We start from the raw sequence: 16,610 nt of genomic DNA on the forward strand, positions 1-16,610 counted from the left end.
TCAGTGTTTGGTTAATTCGTGGCCGTCATCGCCGGCCGGCAGCCATGAAAAATATCCAGCCCCGGCTGATACACCGAGGTCTTCACCTCAAACAACCCCAGCACCGAGTGAAACAGGTTGTCGTGGCTCAAATCCGCCTGCCCGGTCTTGCCTTGCAGACACCCGCGATCAATCCCTTCACTTGCCAGCGTGCCGTCGCCAAACCACATCACCATCGGCACATGGGTCTGCGCTTCAGGTGCCAGCGCATACGGCGCGGCGTGCAGATACAAACCGTTTTCGCCCAGCGATTCACCGTGATCGGAGACGTACACCATCGACGTGTCCAGCGAGTCCTGATTACGCTTGAGCAGCTCAATCACCTTGGCGAGGAAATGGTCGGTGTAGAGAATCGTGTTGTCGTACACGTTGACCAGTTCATCGCCGCTGCAACTGCCCAGTTGATTGGTGTGGCAGATCGGTTTGAAGCGCTCCATGTCTTTCGGATAGCGCTCGTAGTACTCGGGGCCGTGGCTGCCGTCGGCATGCAGGACAATGATCGCGTGGCCCTTGAGGCTGTCGATGTAGCTTTGCAGATCTTGCAGCAGCGCCTCGTCGAGGCAGTTGTTGCCATCGCAGAACGGCCCCGGCTGGTTCTTCGCAATATCGCGATGCGGCACGCGCAGGCAGGTGCCTTTGCAGTCGCTGTTGTTGTCCAGCCACAGCACTTGCACGCCGGCACGCTGGAGAATGTCGAGCAGGCCCTCGTAGGTTTTGCCTTTCTTGTCGCTGTAATCCTCACGTGGAAACATCGAGAACATGCACGGCACCGAGACCGCCGTTGACGTGCCGCAGGAGTGCACCTGAGTGAAGTTGAGGATGTCCAGTTTGCTCAGTTCGGGATTGGTCTCGCGCGTATAACCGTTCAGCGAAAAGTGATCGGCGCGGGCGGTTTCACCGACCACAAAGACCATCAGCGATTTCTTCTCGCGGCTGGCCGCCTTGGCGCTCATCACCGCGTCTTCGCCAATGGCCTGCACCACAAAGTGCTTTTTGATGCCCAGGCGTTGCTTGGCGTACTTGCTGATCGCGTAGATGTAGTTGGTCGGGTTGATGAAGTGGGTGAGCTTGTCTTCTTCGCGGAAGATCGGCGCGTAGGTCGAATAGAACGCGCCCACCGACGCAGCGATCACCAGCACGCAGGCGATGATCACCAACACCTTGTTGAGCAAGCCGCGAAAGAACGGCCGATAACTCACCGGCCAACGCCAGATCAATGCCGCTGGCAACACACCGAGCAGCAGCACGTAAGCCAGCAGCTTGCCGTTGAACAGCGCGGTGGCTTCGGCGGGGTTGGTTTCGAAGACATTCTGAATCATCACCGTGTCGATGGTGATGCCGTATTCGTTCATGAAATACGCGGCGCAGGCCGAGAGCAAGGCGACCACGCTGAGCAGCGGTTTCAGCGTCCAGCGGAACGACACCAGGGTCAGCAGCAGGGCGATCGCGGCCCACAAAAACAGCCCGAACGAAGCGAAAAACGCCACTTTGTGCGCGCCCTGCAGGGTGATCAGCGTGCCCAGCGCCTTCCAGGTCGCCAGGTTGTACAACGCCACCAGCGCCAGGGAAAACAGCAGCACCAGTCGGGTAGGCGTGATGGACGGTAAACGCAGTCCGTTGCCCAAAGCCATGTCAAACATTCCTCTACATGAATAGAAAGCCACGCGGTTGCGCGGGTAACTGTAGAAGAGCATTAGTAAAAAATTCGTAAACATCCTGTAACAAGTTCGACCCCATTTCCTGTAGGAGCTGCCGAAGGCTGCGATCTTTTGATGTTGTTCTTAACATCAAGATCAAAAGATCGCAGCCTTCGGCAGCTCCTACAGAGGGATTTCGGTGGGTCAGAAGGATTTGCTGACGCTGGCGACGACGGTGGCGGTGCAGACGTCTTTGAAGCCCCAGTTGCTCAGGCATTGGCTCTGTGAGAGATCGGTGTCGATGTAGCTCAGGCCCAACACCACCCCGGCCAGATTGTGGGTGAGTTTGACTTCCCATTCGCGATAACTGTCTTCGTCCTGCCCGGACGCCGAATACAAATGCGGATCCTTGAAATCCATATTGCCGTAGCGCAGCTTCAAGCCCGAGTCGAACGGCAACTCGGTTTCATAACCGATGTAGGTGTACAGCGAACTCTGCTTGCTATCGATCCCCGGCGCATCGTTGGAGTAGTACGCCGCCAGTTTCACCCCATAAACGCCGAGAATCCCGTAGACCTCGCTCTGGTTGAACTGGCTTTCCTTGGGGTAGGCGTATTTGATGTAGCCCAGATCGAGGCTGACCTCCTCGGTCGCCTGCCACAGCCAGCCGCCGTAGTAATCGACTTCCTGGCGGGTTTTCAGGCCACCGCCGAAATCGACGTTGGAACTCCACGCGCCAAGGTACAGACCGCTGCTGTGCGCGAGGGTCAGGCCGGCCTGTGCGGCGGGGTCATTCTGGGTTTGCGAGATGCCACGGGTCCGGTAGTCGCTGGCTAAAGTGAGATCCACCAACAGCGCAAAATCATCGTTCAAGGGGATCGCAAAGCTGCTCAAGGGCAGCACGCTCAAGAAACTCAGGGCGAACAGGGGCAAGGCTTTCATGTGAAGTCCCGATGTTGTGATTGTTATGGGGGCAGGAGGTAAACCTGCAGGAGCTGCCGCAGGCTGCGATCTTTTGATCTTGGTTTTTAAAATCAAAGTCAAAAGATCGCAGCCTGCGGCAGTTCCTACAGGGGAAACGCGTTGTTAGTGGGTGGCGGTGTAGACCTGACGACCGCCGAACCAGGTTTGCAGGACTTTGGTGTCATGCAGGGCTTTGTTGTCGACGCTGAACACATCACGATCGAGCACGATGAAGTCGGCCTGTTTGCCCGGCGTCAGCGAGCCGATCTGCTTCTCCAGACCAATCGTCCGCGCCGCATTAACGGTGTAGGCGTAGAACATAGTGTCGCGGTCCAGACGCTCATCGGCATTGAGCACGCCCAACGGGCCGACGCGAGTAATTGCTTGAGCCATGGCATTGAACGGGTTTGGCGAAGACACCGGCCAGTCACTGGCACCGGCAATCGTCGCGCCCTGTTTCAGCAGCGAGTGCGCCGGGTACTGATAGCGGAAGGCGAGGGCGCTGACATAGGGCTTGATCATGTCGGTGGTGTAATCGTCGGCGCTGGCCCACAGCAGTTGCATCGAGGCGATGACGTTGAGCGGTTTGAAACGGGCGAACTCTTTTGGGTTGACCATTTGCAGGTGAGTGATCGAGTGGGTCACGTCGCTCTGCCGATCCTTGCGCGCCTGAGCAATGCCGTTCAGCGATTCGCGCACCGCGCGGTCGCCGATCGCGTGGATGTGCACCAGCCAGCCGCGCTGATCGATGGCGCTGACCAGTTCGCCGAAATGCTGCGGATCGATCAGCAGTTCGCCCTGTTTGTGCGAGTTGCTGTACGGGTCGATCATCGCCGCGCTCTGCGCCGGGAACTCGATCACGCCGTCGGCGAAGATCTTGATGCCGGGCAGGGTCAGGTTGGGGATGCCCTGAAATTGCTGGCGCACCTTGTCCAGCGTATCGAGGTCGGCGGGCACGCTTTTCGGGTTGGCCACCAGCAGCGCCGCGACGTGCACGCTCATGTCGCCGCTTTCTGACAAGGCTTTATAGGCCGGCAGCACACCGACGGTTTTCTCGGTGGGTTTGAGCGCGAACACTGCTTCGCCCGGCGCGGCGTTGGCGGCCGGGTCCATCCACGCGGTGATGCCGAGGCTGTTGTTGTAGCGCACTGCTGATTTGGCGGCGTTCAACATGTCGGCAGGGCTCGGCACCGGCATCTTCGAGGCGACCCGATCCCAACCGGCGTCGACCACAAATCCATTGGGCTCACCGTTGGCCAGCTTGCCGATGGTGTCTTTTTCCGCGTCGGGCAGGGTTTTCAGCAGTGCGGCGTCGATGCCGGCGCGCTTGAGCATCACATTGTTGGCCCACGCGGTGTGGTGGTCGCTGCCGATAAATACCACCGGCACATTGGCCCATTCGCCGCTGTTGAAGGTGTTGCCCAAGGCCTCGGCCTGCGCCCAGTAAACCGAACTCATGCCGGCAATGCTCAGCACATCGCCGTGTTTGGCCTTGCCGTCTGCACGCCAGTCGCGCAGGCGTTTTTGCAGTTCGTCGAGGTCGACGACTTCGTCTTCCATGTTCGCCGAGACCATTTCCAGTCCACCGAAAATCGCGTGGGAATGGCTGTCGATCAGGCCGGGCATCAACGCTTTGCCCTTGAGGTCGATGACTTGGGTGCCGGGTTCGATCAAGGCTTTGATCTGCGCATCGGTGCCGACTTTCAGCACTTTGCCGTTCTCCACGGCCAAGGCTTGCACCTTGGGTTGAGTGCGGTCGGCGGTGAAGATCTTGCCGTTGAGCAGCACCAGATCGGCGGCGGCCATGGCTTCCATCGAGGCAAAACTTACAGCGAGAGCCAACAGCTTCGGGATGAATCTTTTCATTGAAGATTTCCTTGTTATTGCGTCTGATGGCGAGATTAGTGGCTGGCGACGGCCGACAGAACGCCTGCCTCACGAAAAACGTTTTTGCCTGAATGGAAAAAGCATGGACAAGTTGGGTGCATTGAAAATGTTCGTGGTCACCGCGCAGCTCGGCAGTTTCAGCCGCGCCGCCGAGCAGTTGGGCAAGACCCCGTCGGCGCTGACCAAAGCGGTCAATCACCTGGAATCGGAGCTGGGCGCACGGCTGTTCGAGCGCAGTACGCGGCGGATTCTGCTCACCGAAATCGGTCGGGTGTACCTGGAAACCGCACGGCTGGTGTTGCAGCGACTCGATGAGGCCAGCGAGGAAATCGAGCAGTTGCAGCACGGCTTGCGCGGCAGCCTGAAAATCACCGCCCCGCTGGCCTATGGCCGGGCGTTTCTCGATCAAGTGTGTGACGGATTTTTGCAGCAATACCCGCAGATCAGCCTGCAAGTGGACCTGTGCGATGCCTTCGTCAATCTGCTGGAAAGTGGCTACGACCTGGCGCTGCGCGAGGGCCACGATGACTTGCCGGGGCTGATTGCGCGGGTGGTCGGCAGCAATCGTCTGGCGTTGTGCGCCAGCCCGGAATATCTGGCGCGCAAGGATTTGCCGGTCAACCCGCAAACCCTTGAGCAGCATGAATGGCTGCTCTATCAGCACCCGTTACTCAGCCGCGAATTCTGGTGGGCCGAGCGTGACGGGCAGCGCTTGAGTCTGGCGCAACCCGCAGCGCCGTTGTTGCGCAGTGACAATTACGATTTGTTGCTGGCCAGTGCCTTGGCCGGGCGCGGTTTGCTGCACACGCCGTTGTGGAGCGCCGCGCCGTACATTGCCGACGGGCGACTGGTGCGGGTCATGGCCGATTACGAGATCGACCCGGACACCTTTGGCCCGCACATTCTGGCGGTGTACCCGAGCCACCGCCGGGCCACGGCGAAGGTCGTTGCCTTCATCGATTACATCTCAGCATTTCTCGCCGAACGCGGCCTTAACTGACTCCCCCGCACTGATCGTACTGATCGTTCCCACGCTCTGCGTGGGAATGCCTCTAGGGACGCTCTGCGTCCAGTGACGCGGAGCGTCACTGGCTGCATTCCCACGCGGAGCGTGGGAACGATCAACGTGGGGTGGGCCGACCTGTGGCGCTTGTCAGGAAAATCCTACAGGAGTACAAATGTACTCCATGACGAACCTGACTCCCCGCCGTACCGCCATCCTGACGTTTATCCGCGATCGAATCGCCGAACACGGTCAGCCCCCAAGCCTCGCTGAAATCAGCGAGGCTTTTGGTTTTGCCTCGCGCAGCGTGGCGCGCAAGCACGTGCTCGCGCTGACCGAAGCCGGTTTTATCGAGGTCAATCCGCATCAGGCCCGCGGCATTCGCCTGCTCGGGCAACCGCCACGCCCGGAGCTGCTCGACATCCCCGTGCTCGGCCGCGTCGCTGCCGGTGCACCAATTGGCGCCGATGCCGACATCCATAGCCGCTTGCTGCTCGACCCGGCGCTGTTCTCCCGCACACCCGACTACATGCTGCGGGTGCAGGGCGATTCGATGATCGAGGACGGCATTCTCGACGGTGATCTGGTCGGCGTACGGCGCAATCCCGAAGCGCTCAACGGCCAGATCGTCGTGGCGCGGCTCGACGGTGAAGTCACTATCAAACGCTTCGAACGGCTCGGCGATGAAGTGCGGCTGTTGCCGCGCAACCCGGCGTACCAGCCGATTGTCGTGCGCGACGATCAGGATCTGGCCATCGAAGGGGTGTTCTGCGGTCTGGTGAGGCAAGGCTGATGGGCGCCGTCGTAGCGTTGGATACGCTGTTCAATGGCGGCCAGGTCTGGAGGGGCCGGCCTGCGCCGCCGGCCGCCAGTCCGCAACCCACCGGGCACGCCGCGCTCGACGCAGCATTGCCCAGCGGTGGCTGGCCGGAAGCGGCGCTGAGCGAAATCCTGTTGGCCGGCCCCGGTGTCGGCGAACTGCAACTGGTCTGGCCGACGCTGGCGCGGTTGTCGGCGGCGGGCGAGCGCATTGTGCTGGTGGCGCCGCCGTTCGTGCCGTACCCGCAGGCGTGGGAGAACGCCGGGGTCGATCTGCGCCAGTTGTCGGTGATTCAGGCCAGTGAACGCGATGCCTTGTGGGCGGCGGAACAATGCCTGCGTTCAGGCAGTTGCGGCGCGGTGCTGTGCTGGCCTCACAAGGCTGATGACCGCGCGTTGCGGCGTTTGCAGGTGGCGGCGGAAACCGGCCAGACCCTGGCGTTTGCCTGGCGTCCGTTGAGCGAAGCGGTCAATCCGTCACCGGCGGCATTACGGATTGCCATCGATGCCAAACCCGCGCAGTTGCGCGTGCTCAAGTGCCGTGGCGGTTTGGCGCGTGCGGCGCCGATTGCCTTTGCCGTGGGTCACTGAGGTCGCCATGCGCTGGGTGTGTATTCTGTTCCCGCAATTGGCCCTTGATGCCGTGCTGCGTCAGCGCCCCGATCCTGATGAGCCGTTGGTGCTGCTCAGCGGCCCGGCCCAGCGTCGAGTGCTGCAAGCGGTCAACCCGGCGGCGCGCAAACTCGGGTTGCGCGCTGGCCAGTCGATGACCGCCGCCCAAGCGATGAGCAAAGGGTTTGCCACCGCCGATTACGAGGTGGCCGAGGTCGAGCACTGGCAGCAGTTTCTTGCCGCGTGGGCCTACGGTTTCAGCGCGCAGGTCAGCGTGCATTACCCGCGCGCCGTGGTGTTCGAAATCGAATCGAGCCTGGGGCTGTTCGGTTCCTGGGCGCAGTTTGAAGCACGGTTGCGCAAGGAACTGAGCGATCTGGGCTTTCGCCATCGCATCGTTGCCGCACCGAATCCGGTGGCGGCGCGGGTACTGGCCAATGCTTACGATGGCTTGGTGGTGCCGGACGGCGAAGCCTTGCAGCATCACCTCGGCCAGTTGCCCGTCGACCGTGTCGGCCTGGAGCCGAGCGTGGCCACGGCGTTGTCGCGCATGGGCCTGCGCAACCTCAGTCAGGTGCAGAGCTTGCCGCGTCAGGCGCTGGCCCGACGCTTCGAAGCGCAGATGCTCAAGCACCTCGACACCTTGTTTGGCGCGCGACCCTTGGCGCTGGAGTTTTACTTGCCGCCCGATCGTTTCGATGTGCGCATCGAACTCAACTTTGACGTGCAATCCCATCAGGCGCTGCTGTTTCCGCTACGGCGTTTGACTGGCGATCTGTCGGCGTTCCTTTGCGGGCGCGACAGCGGCGTGCAGCGTTTCGACCTGCATCTGGAACACGCCGGGCTGCCGGACAGCGTGATCAAAGTCGGTTTGCTCAGCGCCGAACGTGATCCGGCGATGCTCTTCGAACTGGCCCGTGGTCGGCTCGAGCAAGTGCAGGTCGAGGCGCCCGTGCGTGGTTTTCGTCTGCGTGCCGAGGACCTGCCGAGCTTCGTGCCGCAGTTTCAGGAACTGTTCGACGACCGTCCGCAGCAGACCTTGCCCTGGGAGCAATTGCGCGAACGCTTGCGTGCACGCTTGGGTGATGACGCCGTGCAGGGGCTGCGCTTTCAGGCTGATCATCGTCCGGAGTGTGCGTGGCAGCACGGCGTCGACAAACAGCGCTGCGCAGGCTTGCCGAATGTGCATCGTCCGGGCTGGTTATTGGGTGAACCGCAGAGTGTGGCAGAGGGTTCGGCGCGGATTCTCATGGGCCCGGAACGCATCGAATCCGGCTGGTGGGACGGTGACGATGTGCGCCGCGATTATTACCTGATCCAGAACCGCACCGGCCAACAGGGTTGGGCTTATCGCGCGGTGGGTGAGGGCGGTCCCTTGTGGCTGCAGGGCTGGTTTGCATGAATGACGGTTATGCAGAGCTGCACTGCCTGTCGAACTTCAGTTTTCAGCGCGGTGCGTCCAGTGCGCTGGAACTGTTTCAGCGGGCAAAAAAGCACGGCTATCAGGCACTGGCGATCACCGATGAATGCACGCTGGCCGGCATCGTTCGCGCCTGGCAAGCGGCGAAGTCCGTTGAGTTGCCGCTGATCATCGGCAGTGAAGTGCGCATCGACAACGGCCCGAAACTGCTGTTGCTGGTGGAGAACCTTGCAGGCTATCAAGCGCTGTGCGGTTTGATCACGCGCGCGCGGCGGCGTACGCAGAAAGGTCAGTATCAAGTGCTGCGCGAGGACTTTGAGCAAGCGCTGCCGGGATTACTGGTGTTGTGGGTGCCGGATTCACTCGATGATGTGGAAGAGGGCCGTTGGCTGCAGCAGACCTTCGCCGAACGCCTGTGGCTGGCGGTGCAATTGCATCGTGGCCAGGACGATCAGCAGCGGCTGGCGGCGTTGTTGGGGCTGGCCGCCGAGTTGCAGATTCCAGCCGTGGCCAGCGGCGATGTGCATATGCACGCCCGTGGCCGCCGCGCCTTGCAGGACACCATGACCGCGATCCGCCATCACGTGCCGGTGGCCGAGGCAGGGTTGCGTTTGCACCCCAATGGCGAGCGACATTTGCGCAGCGTCGAGGTGTTGCGCGAGTTGTATCCGCAGGCCTTGCTGGATGAGTCGGTGAAGTTGGCCCGGCGTTGCACCTTCGATCTCGGCGAATTGCGTTATCAATATCCCAAGGAACTGGTGCCCGAGGAACACAGCGCCAGTTCCTGGCTAAGGCAACTGACCAAGGAAGGCATCGCCTGGCGCTGGGAGAAGGGCGCGCCCTTCAAGGTGCTGAGGCAGATCAACAAAGAGCTGAAGCTGATCGCCGAACTCGGCTACGAAAGCTACTTCCTCACCGTGCATGACGTGGTGCGCTTTGCTCGTGAGCAAAAAATACTCTGTCAGGGCCGGGGCTCGGCGGCCAACTCGGCGGTGTGTTTTGCCTTGGGCATCACCGAAATCGACCCGGATCGCACCACACTGCTGTTCGAACGCTTCATGTCCAAGGAGCGCAACGAGCCGCCGGACATCGACGTCGACTTCGAACACGAGCGCCGCGAAGAAGTCCTGCAATACGTGTTCCGCCGTTACGGCCGTGGTCGTGCGGCGCTGACGGCGGTGGTCAGCACTTACCACGCCGCCGGCGCGGTGCGCGATGTGGCCAAGGCCTTGGGCCTGCCGCCGGATCAGGTCAATGCACTGGCCGATTGCTGCGGCCACTGGAGCGATGAAACGCCGCCGGTCGAGCGTTTGCTCGAAGGCGGCTTCGACCCGGACAGCCCGGTGCTGCGCCGGGTGTTGAGCCTGACCGGGCAGTTGATCGGTTTCCCCCGGCACCTGTCGCAGCATCCCGGCGGTTTCGTGATTTCCGAGCAGCCGCTGGACACGCTGGTGCCGGTGGAGAACGCCGCCATGGCCGAGCGCACGATCATCCAGTGGGACAAGGATGACCTCGACGCGGTCGGGCTGCTTAAGGTGGACATCCTCGCCCTCGGCATGCTCAGTGCGATCCGTCGTTGCTTCGACTTGCTGCGCCGCCATCGCAATATGGACTTGAGTCTGGCGACGATCCCGGCCGAAGACAAACCGACTTACGAGATGATCAGCCGCGCCGACACCATTGGCGTGTTCCAGATCGAGTCGCGGGCGCAGATGTCGATGCTGCCACGTCTGAAACCGGCGAAGTTCTACGATCTGGTGATCGAAGTGGCCATCGTCCGCCCGGGGCCGATTCAGGGCGGGATGGTCCATCCGTACCTGCGCCGGCGCAATAAAGAAGAGAAAGAAACCTATCCGTCACCGGAGCTGGAAGTGGTGCTCAAACGCACCCTCGGCGTGCCGCTGTTTCAGGAACAGGTGATGCAGATCGCTATCGTCGCCGCCGACTACAGCCCCGGCGAGGCCGATCAGTTGCGCCGCTCGATGGCCGCGTGGAAACGCCACGGTGGACTGGAACCGCACAAGGAACGCCTCGCCGCCGGCATGAAGAAAAACGGTTACACGCCGGAGTTCGCCGCGCAGATTTTCGAGCAGATCAAAGGCTTCGGCAGCTACGGCTTCCCCGAATCCCACGCCGCCAGTTTCGCGTTGCTGACTTACGCCAGTTGCTGGCTCAAGTGCCACGAACCGGCGGCGTTCGCCTGTGCGCTGATCAACAGCTGGCCGATGGGTTTCTACAGCCCGGATCAGATTCTCCAGGACGCGCGCCGACACCAGTTGCAAATCCGCCCGGTCGACGTGCGCGCCAGTGACTGGGATTGCAGCCTGGAAACCACCACAGCGGCGCAACCGGCGATCCGTATGGGCCTGCGCATGATCAAGGGCTTTCGCGAGGACGATGCCTGGCGCATCGAGGCGGCGCGGGCGCGCGGGGCGTTTGCCGATGTTGCCGATCTGGGCGAACGGGCCGCACTCGACAGTCGGGCGCAGGCGTTACTGGCCGATTCCGGGGCGTTGCGCGGTTTGGCCGGGCATCGGCATCGGGCGCGCTGGGAAGTGGCCGGGGTGCAGAAGCAGTTGGGTCTGTTTGCCGGGCTGCCGAGTCAGGAGGAGGCGAAGGTGGAGCTGCCCAAACCCAGTGTCGGCGAGGATCTGCACGCCGATTACAGCACCGTCGGCACCACGTTGGGGCCGCATCCGTTGGCGCTGTTGCGTGGCGAACTCAAGGCGCGGCGCTGTCGCAGTTCTCAGGAATTGCTCGACGTCGAGCACGGCCGGCCGGTGAGCGTCGCCGGGCTGGTCACCGGGCGGCAACGACCGGGCACTGCCAGTGGCGTGACCTTCGTGACCCTGGAAGACGAATTCGGCAACGTCAACGTGGTGGTCTGGCGTGATCTGGCCGAGCGTCAGCGGCAAGTGCTGGTGGGCTCGCAACTACTGAAAGTCGATGGCCGCTGGGAGCGCGAAGGTGAAGTGCGCCACCTGATCGCCGGGCGTTTGAGCGACCTCAGCCCGCTGCTTAATGGCATCCGCGTGCAGAGCCGCGATTTCCATTAGCGCGCCCTGATCTGATCGTTCCCACGCTCTGCGTGGTAACGCTTCCCGTGACGCTCCGCGTCACAGCGGACGCGGAGCGTCCGTGGCTGCATTCCCACGCAGAGCGTGGGAACGATCAATGTTCAAGACGGCCAATTCATTGGCGTCAAAAAAACCTGTCACGAATGATGGCACTTTGTCATAATGCCGCCCCTTTTCAACTCCCGCCGCGCATTGCCGTGGTGGGACATCCCCGTTTTTCAAAAGGAATATTCAGTGAGAATGATCTCCCGGATGCTGGTTTCAGGCGTCGCGATTGCTGTGCTCGGCACGATTGCCGGCACACTCGCCGGTTGCGCCACCGAAAGCTCCCGCGCGCTGCCGGTGGCCAAGGTTGAAAGCGCCACTCAAGTCTGGACCGGCGTTCGTGTGCCAATGGCCGTGGGCAAGTTCGACAACCGTTCCAGCTACATGCGCGGGATCTTCTCCGACGGCGTTGACCGTCTCGGCGGTCAGGCCAAGACCATCCTCATCACCCACTTGCAGCAGACCAACCGCTTCAGCGTGCTGGATCGCGACAACATGGGTGAAATCCAGCAGGAAGCCGCGATCAAGGGTCAGGCCCAACGCTTGAAAGGCGCTGATTACGTGGTCACCGGTGACGTCACCGAGTTCGGCCGCAAAGAGACTGGCGATCACCAGTTGTTCGGCATTCTTGGTCGTGGCAAGACTCAAGTGGCCTACGCCAAGGTCAACCTGAACATCGTCAACATCAGCACTTCCGAAGTGGTCTATTCGACTCAGGGCGCTGGCGAGTACGCCTTGTCCAACCGCGAAATCATCGGCTTCGGCGGCACCGCTGCCTACGACTCCACCCTCAACGGCAAAGTACTGGATCTGGCCATGCGCGAGGCGATCAATCGTCTGGTCGATGGCATGAACGCCGGTGCCTGGAAACCGGGCAACTGATCGACGCCCATTGCAAGGAGCAACACCCCATGACTCTGAATTTGTCGCGCGCGTTGATGGCGTTGACCCTGGCCGCCAGTGCCTTGCTGGCCGGCTGTGCCTCCGGCCCGCAAACCCTGTACCAGTGGGAAGGTTACGAGCCCCAGGTCTACGAATACTTCAAAGGCGAAGAGCCGAAAGAAGCCCAGGCCGAAGCGCTGGAACGTGACCTGCAGAAAATCCGCTCCACCGGCAAGGCCGTACCGCCGGGTTACCACGCGCACCTTGGCCTGCTCTATCTGAGCATGGGCAAGGACGACCAGATGGTGCAGCAGTTCAAAACCGAGAAAACCCTGTTCCCCGAATCCGGGACGTACATGGATTTCCTGCTCAAAAACGCCAAGAGCGGAGACGCGAAATGATCGCGCGCACCTTGAAACTGCTGGCCGCCGGTCTGGCCCTGACCGTGCTGGGTGGCTGCGTTGCGCCCAAGACCGTGGATTACTCGGCCTACAAACAGGCGCGGCCGAAAACCATTCTGGTGCTGCCTCCGCTGAACACTTCGCCGGATGTGAAGGCGTCGTACAGCCTGTTGTCGCAGGTGACCTTCCCGCTGGCCGAAGCCGGTTATTACGTGCTGCCGATCGCGCTGGTTGACGAGACGTTCCGCCAGAACGGTCTGACCACCCCGGACGACATCCATCAGGCCCCGCCGAGCAAACTGAAGGAGATCTTCGGTGCGGACGCTGCGCTGTACATCACCGTGACCGAATACGGTACGCGTTACATGGTGATCAGCAGCGAAACGGCAGTGACCGCGACGGCGAAACTGGTCGACCTGAAAAGCGGCACGACGCTGTGGACCGGTTCGGCCCGGGCGTCGAGCGAAGAGGGCGGCAATAGCAATGCCGGCGGTATCGTCGGCATGCTGATCTCGGCGGCAGTGAAGCAAATCATCAACAGCTCCACCGATGCCGGCTACCCGATTGCCGGTGTGGCGAGCAATCGTCTGCTCTCGGCCGGACACCGGGCAGGCCTGCTGTACGGCCCGCGTTCGCCGAAGTACGGCACTGACTGAAGCCGGTACTGATCGTTCCCACGCTCTGCGTGGGAACGATCAAACGCAGGAGTGAGCCTGCTCACCGCCCCCCTCCCAACACATGTGTCCTGCTTGCAACGAGCAGATAGATAGAGCGACGCCGCCCCCATGGGGGATCCGCAATCAACGTGCAATCAAGACCCTGCATCTCGACGCCGAAGGCTATATCCTGCGTGACACTCAGTTGCTCGACGTTAAAGGAGTGCCCAAATGACCGAAAAGAAACCGGAAACCACGGTCGACCGCGTCTACCAAGGGGTTTACGAGGCGATCAGCAAGCGTTCGTTGCGCCCTGGGATGAAGCTGGGCGAGGCCTCGCTGGCCGAGTTATTCAATGTCAGCCGCACGTCGGTGCGCGCCGCATTGAAGCAATTGGAGGCCGACGGACTGGTCACCACTGAGCCCAATAAAGGGGCATCGGTGTCGCTGCCGAGCAACGAAGAGATCCGTTCGCTGTTCGAAACCCGCCGCCTTATCGAAATCGGCATCGTCACTGAACTGTGCCGGCGCAAGGACACCGCCGCGATGCAGGACCTGCGTGAACACCTGCTGCTGGAAGACGAAGCGCACGCCGCTGGTGACCACGAGCGGCTGATTCATCTGCTCGGCGAGTTCCACATCAAACTGGCGCGCAGCCTGAATAATCCGGTGCTGCTCGACTGGTTCCAGAAGTTGATTTCCCGTGCCTCGTTGTATGCTGCGGCGCTGGACGACGACAGCCATGAAGTCTGCCGCGACGACGAGCACCTGCGTCTGATCGAATACATCGAGGCCGGTAATCAGAGCGCTGCCATCGAATTGACCTGCACGCATCTCAACGGCATCGAGAAGGCCATTCTCGACGTCGCCGCCAAAATGAAAACTGGCTACCATCCGCTCAAACACCTGATCGGGGTTTAGGCTTCGGGCGAGGATGAAATCGGCTATACCTCATATGAAACCAATACAACTGATGACGCTCGAAACAGACGGGCGTTGCGTCGTTATGGCGTCGCGATTTATCGGGCAATCACCACAGGACACTGAGTCAGTCGATGCAGTTTTTATCCGATAGCCATGGTTGTGAGGGCTGGAAAGGCGAAATGGCCGGGCGCATCAGTGCGTTCGACTGGAGCCACACCGAACTCGGCCCGTTGAACAGCTGGCCGGCCAGCCTGTGCAGTGCGGTGCAACTGATGCTGGCGTCGCCACTGCCGATGGTCATGCTCTGGGGCTATGCCGGATACATGATCTACAACGATGCCTATTCGAAGTTTGCCGGTGGTCGCCACCCCTATCTGCTCGGTTCGCCGGTAGAACTGGGCTGGCCGGAAGTCGCCGATTTCAACCGGCACGTGGTCGATACCTGCCTGGCCGGTGGCACCTTGTCGTTTCGCAATAAAGAGCTGGTGTTGTTGCGCGATGGCGTCCCCGAAGACGTCTGGATGGATCTGTATTACAGCCCGGTGGCCAATGATGACGGCAAGCCGGCCGGGGTCATGGCGATGGTGGTGGAAACCACCGAGTTCGTGCACTCCGAACGCCGGCGTCAGGCGGCGGAACAAGCCTACCGCGCCGACAATGAGCGGGTTCGTCTGGCGCTGAATGCCGGGGCCTTGCTTGGCTCGTTTGTCTGGGACGTGAAAAACAACACGCTGTCGGCAGACGAACGATTCGCCCGCACGTTCTCCTATCCACCGGATCAGGACCTGAGCAATCTGGCCCAGGACGTTGCCGAGTCGCGCATTCACCCCGATGACCACGCCTGGGTACAAGAGCGCGTCGCCCATTCCGTGCAGACCGGTGAACCGTATAACGCCGAGTATCGCGTGCGGCGCAGTGACGGCAGTTATTCCTGGGTGCTGGCCAGTGGCGCCTGTGAGTTCGGCGAACACGGCGCGCCGTTACGCTTTCCCGGCGTGTTGATCGACATCCACGAACGCAAGATCGCCGAAGAATCCCTGCTCAAATTTACCCGCAACCTTGAACAGCGCGTCGGCGAAGAGGTCGAGGCGCGGCTGGCGGCTGAAGAGCAGTTGCGCCAGTCGCAGAAGCTTGAAGCCATTGGCGGTCTCACCGGCGGCGTGGCCCATGACTTCAATAATCTGCTGCAAGTGATCGCCGGTAATCTGCATCTGCTCGCGCGCCACGAACCGAACAATGCCAACGTGCAACGCCGGGTCAGTGCCTCGCTGGCGGCGGTCGAGCGCGGTGCCAAGCTGTCCTCGCAATTGCTCGCGTTTGCCCGGCGTCAGCCGTTGTCGCCGGCAGTATGTAACCCGCGACAGATCTTCGAAGGTGTCGGCGAATTGCTGCAGCGAGCGCTGGGCGAAACCATTCAGATCGATGTGCAGCTGCCGCAGCAACCGTGGCATATCAACGTCGACCGCAACCAGCTGGAAAACGCCATTCTCAATCTGGCGATCAACGCTCGCGATGCGATGAAGGGCGAGGGCACCATTGCGCTCAGCGCTGCCAACGTGCGCCTCGATCGCGAGTTCTGCGCCGGTAAAGGCATCGTCCCCGGCGAGTTTGTCCGGGTCGCCGTCAGTGACAGCGGCGCCGGCATTGCGCCAGACATTCTCGAGCAGGTGTTTGAACCGTTTTTCACCACCAAGGCCGATGGCCAGGGCACCGGGCTGGGCCTGAGCATGGTGTTCGGCTTCGTCAAGCAGAGTGGCGGGCATGTCGACATTGCCAGTGCCGTCGGCGAGGGCACGCGGGTGCAATTGTATTTTCCGCGCAGCTTGCGACCGATCCTTGATGAGTCACCCAATCTGCAACGGCAGCAGAGTGGCGGCCACGAGACGATTCTGGTGGTCGAAGACAACGACGCGGTGCGCGCCTCGGCGGTCGAGTTGTTGCGCGAGGAGGGTTACCGCGTGTTGACCGCCGGCCACGGCGATGCGGCCATGCAAATGCTGCTGGAAGGTACCGAAGTCGACCTGATCTTCACCGACGTGGTCATGCCGGGGCTGATCAAAAGCTCCGACCTGTTCGCCTGGGCCAAGGTGCAGACGCCGCCGGTGGCGGTGCTGTTCACCTCCGGGCACACCCGCGACATCATTTCGCGCAATCACCAGTTAAGCCCCGACACGCACTTGCTTGGCAAACCGTATAGCCCGGAAGCCATGTTGCAGATGATTCGGGTGGTGCTCGGTAGCTGAGC

Annotated in this window: 13 protein-coding genes; 10 read left to right on the forward strand and 3 right to left on the reverse strand. The window is 61.4% G+C overall.

Annotated elements, in window-relative coordinates:
- Window positions 1–11: 11 nt before the first annotated feature.
- The 3 genes from ACZZ0A_RS09380 to ACZZ0A_RS09390 form a co-directional block, all read right to left on the reverse strand.
- A complete protein-coding gene (locus tag ACZZ0A_RS09380; protein WP_463542931.1) occupies window positions 12–1,670 on the reverse strand; it encodes a phosphoethanolamine transferase in 1,659 nt (552 codons plus the stop codon).
- A 210-nt stretch (window positions 1,671–1,880) separates the two neighbouring features.
- The gene (locus ACZZ0A_RS09385; protein WP_447784841.1) at window positions 1,881–2,618 is read right to left on the reverse strand and encodes a TorF family putative porin; all 738 of its coding nucleotides are present in this window, start codon (window positions 2,616–2,618) and stop codon (window positions 1,881–1,883) included.
- Window positions 2,619–2,762: 144 nt separating this feature from the next.
- Window positions 2,763–4,505 carry an amidohydrolase gene (locus tag ACZZ0A_RS09390; protein ID WP_463542932.1) on the reverse strand — a complete coding sequence of 581 codons (1,743 nt, stop codon included), beginning with the start codon at window positions 4,503–4,505 and terminating at the stop codon, window positions 2,763–2,765.
- A gap of 103 nt (window positions 4,506–4,608) precedes the next feature.
- On the opposite strand from ACZZ0A_RS09390, the gene ACZZ0A_RS09395 reads away from it, so the two are divergent.
- The 10 genes from ACZZ0A_RS09395 (at window position 4,609) to ACZZ0A_RS09440 (ending at window position 16,608) form a co-directional block, all read left to right on the forward strand.
- Window positions 4,609–5,526, forward strand: a complete 918-nt coding sequence (locus ACZZ0A_RS09395; RefSeq protein ID WP_007912513.1) for a LysR family transcriptional regulator — start codon at window positions 4,609–4,611, stop codon at window positions 5,524–5,526.
- Window positions 5,527–5,704: 178 nt separating this feature from the next.
- On the forward strand, window positions 5,705–6,322 hold the full coding sequence (gene lexA, locus ACZZ0A_RS09400; RefSeq protein WP_007912515.1) for a transcriptional repressor LexA: 618 nt from the start codon (window positions 5,705–5,707) through the stop codon (window positions 6,320–6,322).
- Entirely contained in the window at window positions 6,322–6,939 is a 618-nt protein-coding gene (gene imuA, locus ACZZ0A_RS09405; protein WP_007912516.1) for a translesion DNA synthesis-associated protein ImuA, read from the forward strand. Before lexA ends, imuA begins: the two co-directional genes overlap by 1 nt.
- Before the next feature lie 7 nt (window positions 6,940–6,946).
- Complete coding sequence (locus tag ACZZ0A_RS09410) at window positions 6,947–8,362, forward strand: Y-family DNA polymerase (RefSeq protein ID WP_463542933.1); 1,416 nt, start codon at window positions 6,947–6,949, stop codon at window positions 8,360–8,362.
- Entirely contained in the window at window positions 8,338–11,436 is a 3,099-nt protein-coding gene (locus ACZZ0A_RS09415) for an error-prone DNA polymerase (RefSeq protein WP_463542934.1), read from the forward strand. The genes ACZZ0A_RS09410 and ACZZ0A_RS09415 overlap by 25 nt, the downstream gene beginning before the upstream one ends.
- A 261-nt stretch (window positions 11,437–11,697) precedes the next feature.
- On the forward strand, window positions 11,698–12,384 hold the full coding sequence (locus tag ACZZ0A_RS09420) for a CsgG/HfaB family protein (RefSeq protein ID WP_161986630.1): 687 nt from the start codon (window positions 11,698–11,700) through the stop codon (window positions 12,382–12,384).
- Between the two features lie 29 nt (window positions 12,385–12,413).
- Window positions 12,414–12,785 (forward strand): DUF4810 domain-containing protein, encoded by a 372-nt coding sequence (locus ACZZ0A_RS09425; protein WP_463542935.1) that lies wholly within the window; start codon window positions 12,414–12,416, stop codon window positions 12,783–12,785.
- Window positions 12,782–13,441, forward strand: a complete 660-nt coding sequence (locus ACZZ0A_RS09430; protein WP_007912525.1) for a DUF799 domain-containing protein — start codon at window positions 12,782–12,784, stop codon at window positions 13,439–13,441. The genes ACZZ0A_RS09425 and ACZZ0A_RS09430 overlap by 4 nt, the downstream gene beginning before the upstream one ends.
- 231 nt (window positions 13,442–13,672) lie before the next feature.
- Window positions 13,673–14,362 (forward strand): GntR family transcriptional regulator, encoded by a 690-nt coding sequence (locus ACZZ0A_RS09435; protein WP_007912527.1) that lies wholly within the window; start codon window positions 13,673–13,675, stop codon window positions 14,360–14,362.
- A 134-nt stretch (window positions 14,363–14,496) separates the two neighbouring features.
- On the forward strand, window positions 14,497–16,608 hold the full coding sequence (locus tag ACZZ0A_RS09440) for an ATP-binding protein (protein ID WP_463542936.1): 2,112 nt from the start codon (window positions 14,497–14,499) through the stop codon (window positions 16,606–16,608).
- Window positions 16,609–16,610: the final 2 nt, after the last annotated feature.

The sequence above is a fragment of the Pseudomonas sp. AC242 genome, from assembly GCF_979258655.1.